We start from the raw sequence: 19,013 nt of genomic DNA, 5'->3' as shown, positions 1-19,013 counted from the left end.
TAGTATTCACTTCCTAGTAGAACGTGAACGGTTATATATTTATCAATGGAGTTTTGCCCATGGGCACTGGTGCTTTTTACCTTTTAAGAGAACGTAGATTTTTGCCTTTTTTTCTGACTCAATTTTTTGGTGCGTTCAACGATAATGCTTTCAAATTAGCAATGCTTACTTTGATTAGTTATCATTTAACTCATGATCAAGCTCAATCTGAATATTACCAAGCTATAGCTGGTGCATTATTCATATCACCATTCTTTCTGCTTTCAGCGACCTCAGGACAATTAGCAGACAAATACGATAAAGCTTTAGTAACCCGAGTGATTAAATTATTAGAAGTATTGTTAATGATTATCGGAAGCTTGGCTCTATATTGGGGCAATATTTTTCTAATGATGTTCACTTTGACAGGGTTGGGTGTACATTCCACCTTTTTTGGACCCATAAAATATGCAATTCTACCAGATCATTTACCCAAAAAAGATTTATTAGGGGCAACTGGGTTAATTGATGCGAGTACCTTCATAGCGATTTTATTAGGAACTACAATGGGTTCTTTATCCATTGGAATGAACAATCCAAAGCCCTACCTGGCAGTTTTTTTGACGGTATTAGTTGCAGTGATTGGATTAATTTCCAGTCTGTTTATCCCTAGAGTTCCATCTTCGTGTGAAAAAATAAAAATCGATGCCCAGATTTGGCGAGTTACTTATAGGATGTTGAAGCAGGCTACAGAGCATTTCGGTATCTTATTATCTATTTTGATTTTATCTTGGTTTTGGTTATTAGGTACAGTCATTCTAACCAAGCTACCGGACTATACGAATTATATTTTGGGTGCAAATAATGCCATCTTCGCATTATTTCTTGCTTTGTTCTCCGTAGGAATTGCTTGCGGTTCAGTGACAGTTAACTTTATTTTTAAAGGACGGATTAATTTGTCAATGGTCCCCTGGGCAATGTTCGCTTTTACTTGCTTTTCTATGGATTTGTATTGGGCTACTCCCACAACAGAACAAGGCATCCTCTTTTCTTTAAATAATTTCTTCACCCGATTTGCGCATTGGCGTATTGCTTTTGATTTATTCATGTTGGCTTTTAGTTCCGGCTTATTTTTAGTTCCCCTATATACTTACTTGCAAGTTGCGAGTCCTCCTAATGGTAGAGCCCGAGTTATTGCTACCAATAATATTTACAATTCTCTATTTATGGTTATAGGGACGCTTATGGTCATTGGTTTATTGCACTTTAGTGCTGCAATTCCACAAATTTTTTTAATTTTGAGTTTATTAAATGCTGTTGTTGCATTGTTAGCTAGGATTTATTTAAAGAGGGTGGTTCTGCCAGAAAAATAATTAGGATGGGCCAATAGTCCTGAACTTAAATGAAATTCCCGCGAATTTAGAGATCTTTCTAATACTATGCCTCGCTAGAAATAGATTTCCGCTTCGCGGCCATGACAGTTTTTCTTTAGACTTAATGGCAGTGGGGCTGATAGCCTGGGGCAGTTTTTACGCTAACCAATCACGGGCAGGCAGAAAATCCGTATATAGTTTTGCTTCTGCGCTATGTGTTTCAGGTTGCCAATTATAGTCCCAAGTAACTTCCGGAGGTAACGACATTAAAATTGACTCCGTTCTTCCATTCGATTGTAAACCAAATAAGGTTCCTCGGTCATAAATCAGATTGAATTCCACATATCGCCCTCTTCGGTAATTTTGAAAAGTTTTCTCTTTTTCACCAAAAGGGTGGGATTTGCGACGGGATACGATTGGAGCATAAGCCTCAATATAGTGATTACCTATGCTTTGCATTAAAGCAAAACTATGATCAAAACTTATTTCATTATAATCATCAAAAAATAAGCCACCAATTCCACGTGCTTCATTTCGATGTTTAATGAAAAAATATTCATCACACCATTGTTTAAATTTAGGGTAAATCGTTTGGCCAAAAGGCTCGCAGGCTCGCAAAGCAATTTGATGCCAATGTTTGCAATCTTCTTCAAAACCGTAGTAGGGCGTTAAATCAAATCCTCCACCAAACCACCAAACGGGCTCAGCTCCATCTTTCTCTGCAAGAAAAAAACGTACATTTGCATGCGATGTAGGTACATAGGGATTATCTGGATGAATGACTAATGATACGCCTAGGGCATTAAAATTCCTACCCGCTAATTCAGGACGATGGGCACTTGCTGAAGCCGGAAGATGAGCTCCGGTTACATGAGAAAAATTGACACCTGCTTTTGCAAAAACCCCCCCTCCAGTTAAAACACGAGTCATTCCGCCACCACCCGAGGGTCGTTTCCAGGAATCTTCCATAAAATGAGCTTGACCATCAAGATTCTCGAGTCGCGAGCAAATTGTATTTTGTAATTGTAAGAGATAGGTTTTTACTTGTTCTATAGCGTTTTCAGGAAGAGTATGTTTTTTTGACATGGCTGAGCCTCACCAGGTTATAACTCGCTCATTTTCTCATTTATTTGAAATTGGCACAATGTTTGCTTTTCTTGTGGTACTTATTTTAAAAGGAGGACATATGGCGTTAGATTTGGATTCATATTTTGGAATACATGCTAAAGCTCTAGTCGCTCGTGATCATAGGGCTTCACAGTTAGCGAATAACTTGGCTAATGTAAACACACCCAATTATAAAGCTCAAGATGTCGATTTCAATGAATTTTTAGCAGCGAGTATGGCTGGCAGTGCACAGAAGATGGAGGTTACTTCTCCGAATCATATAGATACAAATGCCGATTTTGCAGCGAGTTTGAAATATCGGGTTACTTCTCAAATGTCTTTAGATGGTAATACCGTGGATAAGGATTTGGAAACCACAGAATTTGCCAAGAACTCACTTCATTATCAAGCCAGTTTGAGTTTTCTGGATAATAAAATCAAGTCCATGATGCTTGCGCTGAAAGGAGAATAGGCATGACATTAAGTGCAGTTTTTAATATTGCAGGTTCTGCATTGACCGCTGAAACAGCTCGTTTAACAACAAGTGCTCAGAATATGAGTAATGCTAACGTAGAAACAGGTAATGCTGACGAAGTGTATAAAGCAAAATATCCTATATTCAAAGCGGTACAGCAGCATGCAAATCAGTGGATGGATGAACAAATATCTGGAGGCGTTCAGCTAAAGGGAACATATGAAAGTACTTTAGATCCGATAAAGCATTATGCCCCTGATAACCCCCAAGCAGATCAAAAGGGTTTTGTTTATTCACCGAATGTGAATTATGTTGAAGAAATGGCAAATGTGATTTCTGCATCAAGGTCGTATCAAATGGATGTTGAATTGCTTAATACAACAAAACAACTATTACAAAGGACCTTGAGGTTAGGGGAATAAGGGAGAAAAGGAAATGGCAACAAATTCAGTTAATGGAACTAACACATCGAATCCATCATTTAATCAAATTGATGCGACAGCGAAAAAAAGCTTAGGGCAACAGGATTTCTTACGTTTAATGGTAGCTCAAATTCAAAACCAGGATCCTATGCAACCGCAGGTAAATGGTGAGTTCCTCTCGCAGCTAGCGCAGTTTAGCACTAATGATGGCGTTGCTAAAATGCAAGAATCCTTGCAACAAATGGCAACTTCTTTGCAATCAAATCAGGCCTTACAAGCTTCAGCTTTAGTTGGTCGCAAGGTTTTGGTAAATAGTAACGCGCTTCAACTTGGAGTAGAAGGAGATGCGAAAGCAGCCGTTGATATTCCTCCTGGACTCAGTAATTTGAATGCATCCATTTATTCAGAATCCGGTGAACTTATAAAAACCATTCCATTAGGCCAACCTTCACCTGGATTTTTTCAGTTTAATTGGGATGGTACAGGAAACGACAGCAATCGAGTAAAAGAAGGTAAATATAAAATTGAGGTTCATGCTGTTTATGGAGGGCAAGAAGTATCATTAAAAACGATGACCTCCACAAATGTTGATAGCGTAAGCCTTGGTCAAAATGGAGAGGGCTTAAAATTGAATGTAGCAGGGATTGGACCAATATCATTGGATCAGGTTAGACAAATTTCAGTTTAAAAGCAGGAGGCTAAGATGATTTTTGACGCAGCATTAAGTGGACTTCAGGCAGCAACCAGTAACTTAGACGTTATTGGTAATAATATTGCAAACTCTTCGACTATAGGATTTAAGGGATCTCGTGCCAATTTTGGTGATATTTATGCCTTTGGTGGATATGGGAGCTTTGGCTCCGGTAGCACAGCTATTGGTGGTGGCGTAATGTTGACTCAAGTTCAGCAATCCTTTGCATCTGGAAATTTAACCAATAGCACAAATAGTTTGGATCTGGCAGTGAATGGTTCTGGATTTTTCATTTTAAACAATCCAGGGGGGGGCGCTGTATATACCCGTGCAGGTCAGTTTAATTTAGACAACCAAAATTATATTACTAATGCTAATGGACAATATCTTACTGGACTGCTTGCGGATGGCCAAGGAAATATTACCGGAACGTCAGGGAATTTAAAGATAAGTACGGAAAATATAAGCCCACAGGCGAGCACTATGGTAACGACTGGGGTGAATTTAAATTCACAAAGCACTCCTCCGGCAATTGATTGGGTAGGGGGGGCTTCACCACTGAGCAGTTCTTATAATAATCCCACCGCATTAACTATTTACGATAGTTTGGGGAATTCTCATGTACTTAGTATGTTTTTTATCAAAGCAGATTCCGCTGCAGCAGTGGGGCAACCTAATGCTTCAACTCCTGCGGGTACAGAGAATCAATGGTATGTTGCTTTTCAAATTGACAACCAAAATGTACCTACGAATGTAGGTACAGATAATACAACGAACTTGTTTGAAGTGAATTTTAATTCGGATGGATCATTTGCCGGAGTCGCAAGCCCAGGAGGCACCCCTATTGGAAATAACCTGATTCCATTATCACTTAACTTAAATAATGGTGCTGATCCTTTAAGTTTGAATATTGACTTATCCGACAGTACACAGTTCGGAAGTCCATTTTCTGTTCAATCGAGTGCCCCCAATGGTTATACAACTGGAAGTTTGGCTAGCCTAAGTATCGATGATTCGGGCCTTATTTTAGGAATTTATACCAATGGTCAGTCTATGGCTATGGGCCAAATTCAATTGGCTAATTTCGCTGATCCTACTGGTCTGCAGAATATGGGAAATGTGTGCTGGGGTGAAACTTCAGCTTCAGGACAACCCTTAATTGGTGTGGCAACAACTGGAGGATTAGGCGCAATTAAATCGGGGATGTTGGAGCAATCTAATGTTGATTTAACCAGCGAACTTGTTGATTTGATTAGTGCTCAACGCGATTTTCAAGCGAATGCTCAGTCAATTCGTGCGGGTGATACGATTACACAAACAATTATTAATATGCGTTAGGAGATAAACCATGGATCCTATCTTATATAATGCAGCAGGGGGTGGAAGAACCGGTTTTAAACGTCAGGAGATAATCGCCAATAATTTGGCGAATGTGAATACTCCTGGCTTTAAAGCGGACCTGTACCAAGCACAAACATTGTATGCAAATATGAACGGATCCAATGGTGGACCAGCTTTCGCAATACAAAACCCCAGTACAGTTGATTTAAGTCCTGGGGATATTATGACCACAGGGCGGAATTTAGACATAGCGATTGAAGGCAATGGCTGGTTTGCTGTAGGTACTGGTCAAGGTCAAGAAGCGTATACTAAAGCAGGTAACCTACGATTGGATGTTAATGGTTTATTAACTACGGCATCTGGCCATCCTGTTTTAGGTAATGGAGGTCCCATTTCTATACCTCCAGCTCAATCCATCGATATAGGAACCGATGGAACGATTACCGTGGTTCCGCAGGGTGGGGATCCTAAAAGTGCGGTGATACTCGATAGGATTAAATTAGTAACACTGGATAAAAATAATATTATTAAAAATTCAGAGGGATTATTCCAATTGAAAAATGGCGGAGCTCCAATTGCTGCTGATGGGAATGTTAAAGTTAAAAGCGGAGCTATTGAAGGCTCTAATGTGAATGCCGTTGATCAAATGGTAGAGATGATTACTTCAGGACGAGAGTATGATTCCCATATGAAATTGATTGCGACAATGGAAGACAATCTTCAGAAATTGGCACAAGTATTGCAGGTATGAATACCATTTATTAGAAAAATAAGAATAATTGCGGAGGGAGCTCCATGGAACCAGCATTATGGGTCAGTAAATCAGGCTTGGAAGCACAAGAAAAGAATATTGCTACAATTGCTAACAATTTAGCAAACGTAAATACCACTGGATTTAAAAAGGATAGGGCAATATTTCAAGATCTACTTTATCAAAACTCAAGCCAAGCTGGAGCTCAATCTTCAGAAAACTCATTAATTCCTACAGGAATAAATGCAGGTTCAGGGGTGCATCTAGCAGCCACAGAAAAAATATTTGAGCAAGGAAGTGTGCAAAATACCCGCAACCCTTATGATTTGATGATCCAAGGTCAAGGATTTTTTACGATTTTAATGCCAGATGGTACGCAAGCTTATACACGTGATGGAACTTTTACAGTGGATAGCACAGGACAGCTTGTAAATATGAATGGGTATCCGCTGCAACCTGCGATAAATATTCCTAGCCAAACCTTAGGGGTAACTATAAGTACGGACGGGGTAGTGAGTGCTACAGTCGTTGGAAGCAATACCCCAACAGTATTGGGAAGCATTCAGTTAGCTAATTTTACCAACCCAACCGGACTTCAACCTATAGGACAAAATCTATTTATAGAAACTGCTTCAAGTGGCGCAGCAACCTTGAATAATCCAGGAACATCAGGTGTAGGTACTTTATTGCAAGGCTCTCTAGAGGCGTCTAATGTGAATGTCGTTGAAGAACTAGTTAATATGATTCAAGCCCAAAGAAGCTATGAGATTACAGCAAAGGGGATCCAGACAGTGGATAACATGCTGCAATACTTAAATCAAACTGTTTAAGAAGATTTCATTGATGAAATTATTTAATTTGCTTGTTATAAGCTCAGTCGCCATTTTTTTGGGGGGGTGTGAACTTTTAAATCCCCCTCAACGCGGGAAGGATCCTGAGTATGCACCTACATATCCTACAACGCCCGATCCGAAGGAGTTGAGGAAAGAGTCTGGTGCAATTTATAGTGCTGAAACTGCGTTACCTCTTTTTGAAACACCTAGAGCGAGACATCCCGGCGATATCATCACAGTATTCTTAGTAGAAAGTACTAACGCTTCAAAAAATGCAACATTGCAACAGATGAAAACCGATACCAACGTAATTAAAAATAAACTCTTTTTGGGAAGGCCAATCTCTTTTGGTAATGGGTACAGTATGGACTTTGATTTGAACAACCAGAGACAGTTCAATGGTTCTGCACAAGCGGTACAGAATAATAAGTTGGCTGGAAGTATTTCGGTTACCGTATCTGAAGTGTTGGCGAATGGAAATATGGTAGTGCAAGGCGAAAAATGGGTTAAAATCGACCAAGGTGAAGAGTATGTACGTGTTTCCGGAATTATCCGGCCTCAGGATGTTCGTGCTGACAACTCCATAACTTCAGATCGTCTGGCAAATGCTCGTATTGCTTATGGGGGTACAGGACAGGTGAATAATACGAATGCTCAAGGATGGTTGGCACGATTTATGTGGGGGCCTTTGTTCCCAACCTAATCGAGTTGATATCTGATACGATGAAATTCAGAAGACATAGAGTATACACTTGTTTGCCCAGTTAGAGCGGAAAAAAAGATAGGATTTGCATTAATTAGAGTTCTTCATTTAAGGAATCGTAATGCGGCGAGTGCTGATAATCACATGGATGTTGCTCATGAACCTGATCTCAAATCTGGTTTATGCGGAACGTATTAAAGATATTGCTACCCTTGCTGGTGTTCGTACCAACCAGTTGATTGGTTATGGTTTGATTGTTGGCTTAAACGGTACAGGAGATAAAACCGGTACGCGATATACTGAAGATACGTTTGCAAACATGCTTACCCAATTAGGTGTGAACATACAGCCAGGTACCAAACTTAATTCAAAAAATATGGCAGCAGTGATGGTGACCGCGAGTTTGTCTTCTTTTATGAAAAAGGGTCAATCTATGGATGTCAATATTTCGTCAATTGGTGACTCGAAAAGTTTGTTAGGTGGGACTTTATTAATGACCCCATTAAAAGGAGTCGATGGACGAGTTTATGCAATAGCCCAAGGAAATGTAATCGTATCCGGTGTCAGTGCTGCAGGAAGTGATGGTTCAAGCGTTACTGTAAATGTTCCTAGCGGGGGACGAATTCCTAATGGTGCAACAATTGAAGCTGATATTCCCAACCCTTTTTATTTTACAAAAGAATTAACCTTTAATTTGCATTCTCCTGATTTTACAACTGCAAAACGCATGAGCGATGCCATTAATGAAATGATGGGCCCCGGGACAGCAAGAGCTTTGGATGCTGCATCTGTAGTGGTTACGGCCCCCCAAAAAATGTCGCAGCGAGTGGATTATGTATCGGTGCTGGAAAATATAGAATTCAAGCCTGCTGAAGCCATCGCTAAAATTATTATTAATGCCCGTACAGGAACGGTAGTGATTTCATCCAATGTCGTTGTTAAATCCGCAGCCGTTTCACATGGTAATTTGGTGGTTAGTGTGACGGAAACTCCTGTGATAAGCCAACCAAATGCATTTGCAAATGGAAGAACCGTTTCAACACAACAATCACAGGTATCCATTGAACAGAAAAATAATCATGCTTTTGTCTTGCCACCGGGTGTGACATTAAAAGACATTGTTAGAGGTATTAATGCTGTAGGCGCAACGCCAGCTGATGTGATTGCCATACTTGAAGCACTACAACAAGCCGGCGCGTTAAATGCTACGTTAATTGTGATATAAGAGGGAAACCTATCAAGGCTCATATAATTTTTTGATCTGTTGGTACGCCTTGAATATGGAAGGATCTGATCCATTGAAAAAAGGATTAACATGACGGTACATGGAATTGCCACCAGTGATTTTAATGCATTAAATGAACTAAAAGTTCAGGCTCAAAATGATGCAAAAGAAGCACTACCTGAGGCAGCGAAGCAATTTGAAGGAATATTCATACAGTCTATGTTGAAAAGTATGCGTATGGGACAACATTTTCTTGAAGAGTCGAGTCCATTTAGAGGTAAAGATCGGGAAACTTTTCAAGATATGTTGGATGCTCAATATGCAAGTACTATTGCAAACTCAAAGAGTATTGGTTTGGCAGATATGCTTACACGACAAATGGAGCATAATTTGTCTTCATCCGAACAACCCAACAAAATGACTCCGCCTAAAAGCGTGGGTTCTCCTTCATTGCCTACTCCCACCACTCAGGCTCAACCCGATACGCCACCAAATACAATTGATGAGTTCGTCAAATCAATTTGGCCTCAAGCTAAACAAGCCGCATCGCTTATTGGTTTAGATCCTAAAGTTTTGATCGCACAAGCTGCATTAGAAACAGGGTGGGGGAAATTTGTTACTAAGGATGTTGATGGCAGTAGCAGTAACAATTTATTCAACATTAAATCAGGTAGTACCGAACTTGAAACCGTTCAAGTTAAAACAACAGAATATATCGCAGACACCCCAATTAAGGTAAACGCATCATTCAAAAAATATTCATCTACGGAACATAGTTTCAATGATTATATTTCCTTAATCAAGGACAACGAACGATATCAAAATGCTTTGGCCAGCACTGCAAATCCTGAGGTCTATGTCAATGAACTACACAAAGCAGGTTATGCGACTGACCCTAAGTATGGTGCTAAGATTTTATCAATTTATCATGGTGAGGAGTTGAAGCAGGCAATCCAACGCTGTGAATTATCAGAGCAAATTTGAAACAATATTGCGCTGAGAGTGGATTGATCAAGTATATTAACTATTAAACAAGAAGTTATAAGACATTTGAATATTAGGTCAGGGAGCGAGTAACCATGTCAATACTAAGTATTGCTTATTCAGGAATGAGTGCTTTTCAAAACGCATTGAGCGTTACTGGAAATAATATTGCTAATGTCAAAACGCGTGGATATTCAAGACAGAGTATTCAATTTGCTCCAACTCCATCCCGGAGCTTTGCGGGCTCTTTCATTGGCACAGGGGTCGCAGTCAATAATGTTTATCGCAATGTTGATCAGTTTGCTAATGCGCAAGTGAGAAGTACATTAAGCATTAAATCCCAATATGATACATTTTATCAGCAAGCTCTGCAGATTAATAAATTACTTTCTCAGGATGGCAGTAGTTTATCTTCCTCATTACAGTCTTTTTTTGACTCGTTAGGCCAACTTAATAATGCACCAGACAGCGTCGCATCAAGAAATGTTGCCATGAGTCAAAGCCAATTGTTAGCCAGTCAATTTTTATTCTTACAACAAAATTTGGATCAATACCAAGAAAACTCAACAGCCCAGATTAAAGAAATAACAGGTAAAATCAATCAACTAACAGCAAACATTGCAGCAGTAAACGCACAAATAATGAACTCACCCAACTCACCTGAATTATTGGATCAACGAGATGAATTACTTAAGCAGTTGTCTGAATTCTCCGATTTAACTGTAATTGAACAGGACAATGGGCTGGTGAATGTGGGTATTGGTAGTGGTCAAATGTTGGTAATTGGGACGACCCAAAGAGCTTTGTCTGTGAGTTATGATCAACTCACAGCTCAAGGGACTCGTATTTCTTTGGATTCGGGTGCGGGACAAACAGATATTACAAATCAATTAGCCAGCGGCACCTTAGGTGGCTTATTGAATTATGAACGAAATATTTTATCTAAATCTAGCCAAATTATAGGACAAATGGCGATTGGATTAGCTCAGACATTCAATGCTCAAAATCGCTTGGGCATGGATTTGAATAATCAGCTAGGCCAGAATATTTTTACGGACTACAACAGTCAATCTTTGCAGTTAAATCGGGCGGTTGCTGCAGCAACAAACGGTGGATCAGGAGTGTTGTCCGTGAATATTTCTGATATTTCCCAAACCAAAATTAGCGATTATCAATTAGTTGTTACTAATGCAGGAACTAATCAGATAGCACTCATCCGTGATTCAGATGGGTCAGCAGTCACATTAAATTGGAGTAGTAACCCACCCGCTCCCCCTGCGGGGCAAATTGTCGTCGATGGCATGACTATTATCGTGGACAACATTGCTAATCTTGCTGATAATGATACTTTTACAATTATGCCAACGCGTGGGGCTGCTGCGAATTTCTCTCTTTTGGTGAGCGATCCTCGCCAATTAGCTCTAGCATCACCAGTACAAACTAGTGCTTCCCTAAACAATACAGGAAACGGAACAATTGATTTAGGAGCTGTGTTCAATACTAACGAGGTCACAAAACAATATACCATTGATTTTATTTCACCGACCCAATTCAATTTGGTTAACGTTACAGATGGTATTACAAGTGGCCCAATCACGTACGTGCCAAATACAGACAATGTGATTCAGATTCCAGATAGCATCAATCCGTCGTACTCTATTAGATTATCCGGTGCTCCAAATACCGGCGATCAGTTTGTGGCCCAGTATAATCAAGGAGGATATGGTGATAATCGTAATGGCTTACTTTTAGCCGGAGTTCAACAGCAAAGTATTTTTTCTAATGGTAATGAAACAATTTTTGATGTTTATTCTGATTTACTTTCTGAAACAGGAAGTCAAACTAATGAGGCTAAAAATCGTGCTGATGCGTTTCAAGTTTTATATAAGCAATCTGTGGATTATCAAGAGAGCATAAGTGGTGTCAATTTGGATGAAGAGGCGCAAAATTTACTTCAATTCAAACAAGCTTATGAAGCTGCAGGAAAGCTAATGGAAATTGCCAATCAAATGATGGAATTACTTTTTCAAATAATGAGGTGATAAATGCGTATTTCGACGAATCAAATTTATCAGAATAGCTTGAATAGTTTATTGAACAAACAAGAGCGAGTAGCGAAACTTCAGGAGCAACTCAACGAAAATTTTTTAAAGGTACGATACTCATCTGACGATCCTATCGCGTTCGCACAGATTGAACTCATGAATCAACGAATAAATACTACTCAACTTCTACAAAAAAATCGTGAAAGTGCTGATAGTGCGTTAAGTATGGAGGAATCTATTTTAAATGATTGCACCATCAGTTTACAACGCTTACGAGAAATTCAAGTTAAAGCTGGAAATTCGACATTATCAGAACAAGATCGTAAAGCATTGGCCATTGAGGCCAATATTATATTGAAAGAATTGCTTGATTATGCGAATGCCAAAGATATCAATGGCGATTATATGTTTAGTGGGGGACAGACTTCTACTTTGCCTTTTTCAATCAATACTTCGGGGCAATATGTATACAATGGTGATAGTACACAACGTTTTCAGCTTGTAGGAAGCAGCCTACAAATGGCCATAAACGATCCTGGGGAGGATCTGTTCATGCGTATACCCAATGGAAATGGAAGTTTTACAATCAAGCAAACTGCAACGCCAAATACTGGAACTGCTTCATTAAATACGGGTTCATTAATTACCCCTTCAGCGTATGTACCGGATGATTACACAATGAGTTTTGCATTGAACTCCCAGGGAAGTTTGGTCGTCATGGTTAGTGGTGCAACGAGCGGTAATGTTATCCCTCCCACGGGTTTACCGGATGATGCACCTTTATATCAAGATGGAATGACGGTTAGTTTTAATGGAATGGAAATGGCTATTTCGGGTTTGCCGAATGCTGGTGATTCTTTTTTAATTACTCCATCTCAAAATGAATCAGTTTTTGCCACTATACAAAACATGATTAATAATTTAAATCAACCTTATTCAACGGCCACCGAAAAGGCAGCAGCTACGACTGTAAATAATCAAATTTTAGCCCAAATAGATAGTGCTTTGAGTACCATCCTTGATGCCCGAGCCAATCTGGGAGCACGTTTAAATCAGTTGGAACATGCTGAAACAGCAAATTCCGATGTAATTGAGCAAAGCCAAATAATTTTAAAGCGCTTGCAAGAAGTAGATCCTTTAGCTGCTGCAACGGAGTTCAAACAGGAACTGTACAATTTAGAGGTCGCACAACAAAGTTTTGTGCTCATTCAGGGATTATCTCTTTTTAATTTTATTTAATCTTTGGATTGGCATACTCATAAAACAATTCCATACTCAGATTTCGTTGTCCTTTGGCTTTGAGTAGAAAAGGGAAGTCTGCTTAATTCTGCTTTTAATTCATTACCCAATTAGTGCATATCATTGTGCCAAGAATATTTTTCTTTGGAGCCATGGCCTAATCTATCACGCATCTTATCCTAGTTCGAACGTAGTAATTCCATAAATTCCTTCGGTAGACAGTTTAGGAGCTCCTTTTAAATACATTCTTGCTGTTTCGAATATTTTGGACATCTTAAATTTATTAACCAAATGAACGGCAAAAGGATTACTCTCGACAATATCTAGAAAGACAATCTCTCCTTGAGCGTATTCGACTAATTGTTCAAAAAGTTTCTGGGCAATAGTAGGTGTATCTGCGAAGAGTGGGCCTATTTTATAACCCTCAAAACATTTTCTGATTACTCCATAACCCATGAGCTGTCGTTCCGAAACAAAACCAAGTGCTAATGCAGTATTCTGTTTAATCCATTCTGAAAGAAATTTAGGTCTTGATGCAGGAAAATACTGCTTATCATATTGAATTAGTTGTTCAAAAGGTACGGTATTCAGATCAACTAAGTGGGGATCTACTTTTGGTCTTAATCGGGGATGCTTTAAAGCATAGCGGGCATTGTTATGCGCAAGTCGATAACCAATGTGCGCATAGTTATTGACCATAGAAAATACCCCATCAATCCCCGCATTGCGATTATTAATATAGTTAAGACGAGCAGTAGTTAACTTCATTCCGTATCCTTGAGAACGATATTTTTTATCAACGATATAAAGTCCACAAAAAGCAAAGTGTGCGTCATAAACTACAGCGGAACCAACTGCAATAATTTGATTATTTAATTTACCAGCAAAGAATCCTTGAGGATCAGCTTGGTAAAAACATTCTGCATCATTTAATCCTGGGTTCCAGCCTTCTTTTCGTGCCCAATCTATAGCAATTCCAACTTCTTCACGGGTCATTCGTTCGATATGATATTGGAGCATGATGTTACTTCTATGAAAGTATATATATTAAAGTAAATATCAAAATAATAACTAAAGCAAACAGGATTCTTTTATTTTTATGCGATAAATTTCAAATACTATTTAATCGTTTTAATTTCATTTTTCACTATATTAAAGAGATACTAAATACTAAAAATTCCTGTATCATAATTCTCTTTAGTCTATGTAAGGAAGCATTATGAATTTCAATATTAGGAATACCCTAGGCCCCTTATTTCTCATTCTTTCATGCCCTGTTTTTGTTATGTTGATGTGGTACACCAATACTCAGCTCCAAGGGTCCTTGTCTGCTTTGTGGGAGTTAATGATTAGGGATGGTTTTTACCAAACAGTAGTTTCTGTTTGGAAACCGTATTTTTGGGGGTCTGCAATAGCTTGGAAGATTATTTTAATTTTTACGGTATTTGAACTGGCTTTAATGAAAATTTTGCCAGGTAAAAAATTTGAAGGACCTATTACACCCAAAGGGAATATCCCTGTTTATAAAGATAATGGAGTCCTGGCATTTATTGTCACAATGACAAGCTTTTGCATCGCATCGTTTGGCTTCAATCTATTTTCAGCTTCTATACTTTATGACAATCTGGGGGCTCTTTTTGGCGCGTTGAATTTATTTAGCCTTATCGTTTGTGTTTTTTTGTATATTAAAGGACGTTTTTTCCCTTCATCGACAGATTCAGGTATAACAAATAATATTTTATTTGATTACTACTGGGGAACAGAGCTTTATCCTCAAATCCTGGGATGGAGCATCAAAAAATTCATTACATGTCGTTTTGGGATGATGAGTTGGGGGCTGTTTCTTATTTCTTATTGTGCCAAGCAAGCTGAGTTAGGCGGATTATCTAACTCAATAATGATTTCAGTCCTCCTACAATTTGTCTATCTGAGCAAATTTTATATGTGGGAAAAAGGCTATTTACGCTCTTTAGACATTATGCATGATCGAGCCGGTTTTTATATTTGCTGGGGTTGTATGGTATGGGTTCCTTGCGTTTATACTTCTCCAAGTATGTATCTTGTCCTCCATCCAATCAATTTATCTTTTGTATGGGCTACTCTCATTTTAGGGTTAGGTTTTGCGAGTATAATTATAAATTATCTTGCGGATAAACAAAGACTTATTGCGCGAGCTACCCAAGGTGAATGCAAAATTTGGGGTAAAAAGCCAGTTACGGTGTTGGCTCGTTACGAGACTACAGAAGGTGATAAAAAACAAACCATACTACTGGCTTCAGGGTGGTGGGGGATAGCCAGACATTTCCATTATATTCCAGAGCTGGCCGGTACTTTTTTTTGGTCCGTACCTGCTTTATTTGACAATTTTGCCCCGTACTTTTATCTTTGCTTTTTAACAGTTCTTTTATTTGATAGGGCATTTCGTGATGATAAGCGATGTTCATCTAAGTATGGTCATGATTGGAAAAAATATTGTGAATTGGTTCCCTATAAAATCGTTCCCCTCGTGATTTAATATATGAATTAGAATTCGGTTTATTTCCATACTCCTGGGTAATAGCAAAGCGTCTATCCGGGAGTTTCCTAACTCCATATCAAATAAAAACATTTAACTCTAAATGAGGAGCGATATGCTTTTTTATGTTTTATTTATTATGGGCATTGGTTTTGTTCTGAAAATTTATCAGATATATCAGAATGCATCTGCTGCACGAATCACCTATCCCTCTGCAATGAGCTATCTTTCGTTAATAAAAGATATTACTCTTTTAAGAACCGATCCTTCTGCGAAAACTCAATTACAAACACGTTTTATGACCTTTATAGCTGATCTTGGTTCTCACTCACTTGATGCACAAGGTTCGGGCATTGCGTATTTTAAATTACCTGATCTTACTCCAGTATTCGTATTGTCAAACAAATCTGCAATTCAACAACTGTACGCAAAATCTAATGAAAAGAAATTCGGACAAAGACAGTTTTTTCGACGTTTAGCAGTGATACTTGGCTCTGGTAACCTCATGTCTTCTATACTAGGTTCGGATACTCATTCAAGGATTCGCCAATCCATTCTTTCCCGGAATGAAACAAATAGACCTCACGTAGCCAACATGGTTGCCGCATTTTTTAAAGAATATGAATTGGAACAAGGTCAGCATGGAAGACCTCTTAGTGAAGTAATGGATAAATTGTCCAGAAGAGTATTGCTCACAACCTATTTTGGAGAGGGTATTATTAAATCTTTTGAAACATTTTATCATCCAAGTTTAACGAAAGAGTTAATTGCTTGTCTTTTTAGTCTAGATCCTATTAAGGATAAGGAGAAAAAAAATCTTATATCTTTAAGAGATAAAACATTTAAATTAGCTTGCCAGGTTATTTTCTCATCCGCTGAATTAACAAAACAACTAATGGAAAAACAAAGTTGGCTTAATTATTTGCTTACAGTCAGAGTAATAATGAGTACTGATGTAAAGAGTCAATTGCAACAACTCGGAATAGATTCAGAGCAAGAATTAACAGCAGACCAATGTGAATCATTGATAAAGTATTCAATAGAACATGCGGACACTACCTTATTATCAAATTTAGTAAGGGATGTGGTGAATGAAAGTTTATTCATTCCATTATTAGGTTTTGATGCCACAGCCACTGCATTGATTACCGCTTTAAGAATCGCACTTCAGGATAAGCGCATTTACACCATAATAAAACAGGAAATTCAGCAAAAAATTTCTACAAGCGAAGCTTTTGAATTACATTCTCCTTGGGATGCCCGCACAGACAAAGGGGTTTCTTATGCGGAAGCTGTTCTTTTGGAAGCTTTACGATTAGCTCCACCAGCTCCTATTGTGCCAGAAATAGTACATGAATCCATCAATATTGACATAGAGGGTAGCTCACTCACCTTGCCTCCAGGGGCTCTTGTATTTATTCCTATGCAAGGAGTACACACACATGCAAAATATTTTCCTGACATTGCGCTTTCGAGTGAAGGACAGCGAATTTTTGGTAAAAAAGTAATAAGCGCTAACGATATTTTTCCAGAGCGATGGGGTCCAAAAAACAATTCTGACGAATTTTACAATGCGCATTTTTTTGCTGAAACCCCTGTATCCTATGTTCCAAATACCATGGAGAAAGAAGGGCAATTATTACCCTTTAAAACTGGAGCACGTCGTTGTCCAGGCCTTCGAATTGCAATGACTGAAGTAATGGCTTTATTTCGTATGCTAGCTGTCTATAAATTTGAGCTCACAGCCGAAGAGCATTTGGAGTTACACTTTAATTATGAGACACCATTACAAAGGAATGGGGGAATGGGGTTGCTAACAATTAAACCTCGTAAACAATTGGAGTTATGGGAAGACCCTTCACCTTATATTGAAAGCAGGGTCAAAGGTCTTAATTTTTTTCCTGATTCTCCATCTAAAGATAAAATAAATGGTTCCTGTTTTTATATATCGAATAGCCGAGTCTAGTTGTTGGGGCAAGCGAAGCATCAATCAGGGGTTTTCATATTAAATCCGGAGATGCTTCTACATACAAAGTAATTGTTCATCAAAAATTAGGAATTGAGGCATAGCACGCTAATGAAATACCCCATAAATGAATGTAATCACCAATTAATATATTTTTTAGATACCATTGGGGTAAACGTTCATTTCTTATATCGCTTTGTAAGTATTTGATAATGGGGACAAATGCGAGAACAAAGAAAACCATGAAAACATGATAAATAAATATGAGTTCCTTGCTATTGCTGTATAGATAGGTTTTATATTGCATTTTCCAAAGACTGATATAGATAATGATGAATGAAAAGAAAAATACTTTAATGATGCTGGTTAAATCCGTCATAAAAGGAAGTTTTTTTCGACTGGATACAATGTTTTGTCCCGGTGGAGCCAGTGCATTAAAGGAAATGCATTCTATAAGGGCACTTACCAAAAAAAATATGCAGTAAATATAAATACTGGTTGTCGTTAAGGATGGCATAGTTTAAATAGGAAACGAAGCGGCTAAAATAATAAAAATTTGCTTATAATTTTACCTCAACAACGACTCGAAGTCGATGCCTTTTTTTTAAAAAAATGCTTAGCAAAAGCATTTAAATAAATAGAAAAAATAATTTGAGTCAAGACTGCTTTTTTGATTTTTTATTTGCTAAGATAACTACGGCTAATTTCTTATCTATATCTAATCCTTGTGGATATTTATTCAACTTTTTTTTAAATTTAAATTCAAGCAAATTTGAATAACCATTGCTGCGTCTGTCTTTTTTTTCATTTTGGGGGTGCTTTGTATCCTTAAAGTTATTCACATTTTCTGTGGATAAGTCTGTTTATAGTCTGTCGAACTCTTGTAAACTTTAAGAAATTCAATGATGCTGCATATGTTCGATTTTTTTCTAAAAAAATAATTATTGATAAAATAAGCACTTGCACTCGTGGAGCTCTATTTCAGAGATCAACTAATTTGTTGAATAGAGGCAAGTGAAAACAACAAAATTTAAATCACTTCCTGAGCATGTAAATAAAACACCTGTTGGCTCATTTGAATTTTCCGATAATAGTATTTTATGCATTAATTTCATTCCGCCAGCGGAGTAGCAATTGTTGGATAAGCTACTAAAAACATTACCTATTGTTTTAATTTGTCCAGAATGCTCATAAGCCTCTGCGCATTGGGATGATTGTCCAGAGGGCGGGGAGAGTGCTTTTTCCGCATAGGCATTTTGATAGATTAAGGAAAATATTAGAAGTAGTCCTGTAATATAGTTCATAAGAGTCGTCCTTGTACGATAATTTTCTTTTATTATAGATTTGAATTTAAAAAGTGAGAA

At 38.1% G+C, this 19,013-nt stretch carries 17 protein-coding genes; 14 read left to right on the top strand and 3 right to left on the bottom strand.

Annotation, left to right across the window (positions count from 1 at the left end; translation table 11 throughout):
- The first annotated feature begins 59 nt into the window (after positions 1 to 59).
- Positions 60 to 1,352 carry an MFS transporter gene (locus ACWTE2_RS19150; protein WP_454783919.1) on the top strand — a complete coding sequence of 431 codons (1,293 nt, stop codon included), beginning with the start codon at positions 60 to 62 and terminating at the stop codon, positions 1,350 to 1,352.
- 156 nt (positions 1,353 to 1,508) lie between these two features.
- On the opposite strand, the gene hemF is transcribed toward ACWTE2_RS19150, so the two are convergent.
- Positions 1,509 to 2,438, bottom strand: a complete 930-nt coding sequence (gene hemF / locus ACWTE2_RS19145; RefSeq protein ID WP_454783918.1) for an oxygen-dependent coproporphyrinogen oxidase — start codon at positions 2,436 to 2,438, stop codon at positions 1,509 to 1,511.
- 100 nt (positions 2,439 to 2,538) lie between these two features.
- Between hemF and flgB the strand changes: the two genes are divergently transcribed.
- The 11 genes from flgB to flgL all read left to right on the top strand — a co-directional run bounded on the left by flgB (position 2,539) and on the right by flgL (position 13,168).
- Positions 2,539 to 2,931 (top strand): flagellar basal body rod protein FlgB, encoded by a 393-nt coding sequence (gene flgB, locus ACWTE2_RS19140; protein WP_454784427.1) that lies wholly within the window; start codon positions 2,539 to 2,541, stop codon positions 2,929 to 2,931.
- A gap of 2 nt (positions 2,932 to 2,933) precedes the next feature.
- On the top strand, positions 2,934 to 3,356 hold the full coding sequence (flgC, locus tag ACWTE2_RS19135; RefSeq protein ID WP_182390885.1) for a flagellar basal body rod protein FlgC: 423 nt from the start codon (positions 2,934 to 2,936) through the stop codon (positions 3,354 to 3,356).
- 13 nt (positions 3,357 to 3,369) lie between these two features.
- Positions 3,370 to 4,044, top strand: coding sequence for a flagellar hook assembly protein FlgD (locus ACWTE2_RS19130; protein WP_454783917.1), 675 nt, complete (start codon positions 3,370 to 3,372; stop codon positions 4,042 to 4,044).
- A 15-nt stretch (positions 4,045 to 4,059) separates the two neighbouring features.
- Positions 4,060 to 5,385: a flagellar hook protein FlgE gene (gene flgE, locus ACWTE2_RS19125; protein ID WP_182390883.1), complete on the top strand. Its 1,326-nt coding sequence runs from the start codon at positions 4,060 to 4,062 to the stop codon at positions 5,383 to 5,385.
- Positions 5,386 to 5,395: 10 nt separating this feature from the next.
- Positions 5,396 to 6,139: a flagellar basal-body rod protein FlgF gene (flgF, locus tag ACWTE2_RS19120; protein WP_454783916.1), complete on the top strand. Its 744-nt coding sequence runs from the start codon at positions 5,396 to 5,398 to the stop codon at positions 6,137 to 6,139.
- Between the two features lie 44 nt (positions 6,140 to 6,183).
- The gene (gene flgG / locus ACWTE2_RS19115; RefSeq protein ID WP_454783915.1) at positions 6,184 to 6,969 is read left to right on the top strand and encodes a flagellar basal-body rod protein FlgG; all 786 of its coding nucleotides are present in this window, start codon (positions 6,184 to 6,186) and stop codon (positions 6,967 to 6,969) included.
- 13 nt (positions 6,970 to 6,982) lie between these two features.
- Entirely contained in the window at positions 6,983 to 7,675 is a 693-nt protein-coding gene (locus ACWTE2_RS19110) for a flagellar basal body L-ring protein FlgH (protein WP_182390880.1), read from the top strand.
- A gap of 121 nt (positions 7,676 to 7,796) precedes the next feature.
- Positions 7,797 to 8,900 (top strand): flagellar basal body P-ring protein FlgI, encoded by a 1,104-nt coding sequence (locus ACWTE2_RS19105; protein ID WP_454783914.1) that lies wholly within the window; start codon positions 7,797 to 7,799, stop codon positions 8,898 to 8,900.
- Between the two features lie 90 nt (positions 8,901 to 8,990).
- Positions 8,991 to 9,884 (top strand): glucosaminidase domain-containing protein, encoded by an 894-nt coding sequence (locus tag ACWTE2_RS19100; RefSeq protein ID WP_454783913.1) that lies wholly within the window; start codon positions 8,991 to 8,993, stop codon positions 9,882 to 9,884.
- A gap of 95 nt (positions 9,885 to 9,979) precedes the next feature.
- Positions 9,980 to 11,926 (top strand): flagellar hook-associated protein FlgK, encoded by a 1,947-nt coding sequence (gene flgK, locus ACWTE2_RS19095; protein WP_454783912.1) that lies wholly within the window; start codon positions 9,980 to 9,982, stop codon positions 11,924 to 11,926.
- Positions 11,927 to 11,929: 3 nt separating this feature from the next.
- Positions 11,930 to 13,168, top strand: coding sequence for a flagellar hook-associated protein FlgL (gene flgL, locus ACWTE2_RS19090; protein ID WP_454783911.1), 1,239 nt, complete (start codon positions 11,930 to 11,932; stop codon positions 13,166 to 13,168).
- 174 nt (positions 13,169 to 13,342) lie between these two features.
- On the opposite strand, the gene ACWTE2_RS19085 is transcribed toward flgL, so the two are convergent.
- The gene (locus ACWTE2_RS19085) at positions 13,343 to 14,188 is read right to left on the bottom strand and encodes a GNAT family N-acetyltransferase (protein WP_454783910.1); all 846 of its coding nucleotides are present in this window, start codon (positions 14,186 to 14,188) and stop codon (positions 13,343 to 13,345) included.
- A gap of 199 nt (positions 14,189 to 14,387) precedes the next feature.
- Between ACWTE2_RS19085 and ACWTE2_RS19080 the strand changes: the two genes are divergently transcribed.
- Together ACWTE2_RS19080 and ACWTE2_RS19075 are read left to right on the top strand one after the other, a co-directional pair.
- Positions 14,388 to 15,683, top strand: coding sequence for a phosphatidylethanolamine N-methyltransferase family domain-containing protein (locus ACWTE2_RS19080; protein WP_454783909.1), 1,296 nt, complete (start codon positions 14,388 to 14,390; stop codon positions 15,681 to 15,683).
- Positions 15,684 to 15,798: 115 nt separating this feature from the next.
- Positions 15,799 to 17,649 carry a cytochrome P450 gene (locus tag ACWTE2_RS19075; RefSeq protein WP_454783908.1) on the top strand — a complete coding sequence of 617 codons (1,851 nt, stop codon included), beginning with the start codon at positions 15,799 to 15,801 and terminating at the stop codon, positions 17,647 to 17,649.
- A 992-nt stretch (positions 17,650 to 18,641) separates the two neighbouring features.
- On the opposite strand, the gene ACWTE2_RS19070 is transcribed toward ACWTE2_RS19075, so the two are convergent.
- Positions 18,642 to 18,953 (bottom strand): hypothetical protein, encoded by a 312-nt coding sequence (locus ACWTE2_RS19070; RefSeq protein ID WP_182390870.1) that lies wholly within the window; start codon positions 18,951 to 18,953, stop codon positions 18,642 to 18,644.
- Between the last annotated feature and the right edge of the window lie 60 nt (positions 18,954 to 19,013).

It is taken from the genome of Legionella nigrisilvae (genome assembly GCF_977063395.2).
Note: the sequence above shows the minus strand (reverse complement) of the source record. Positions and strands in the feature narration are given on the sequence as shown.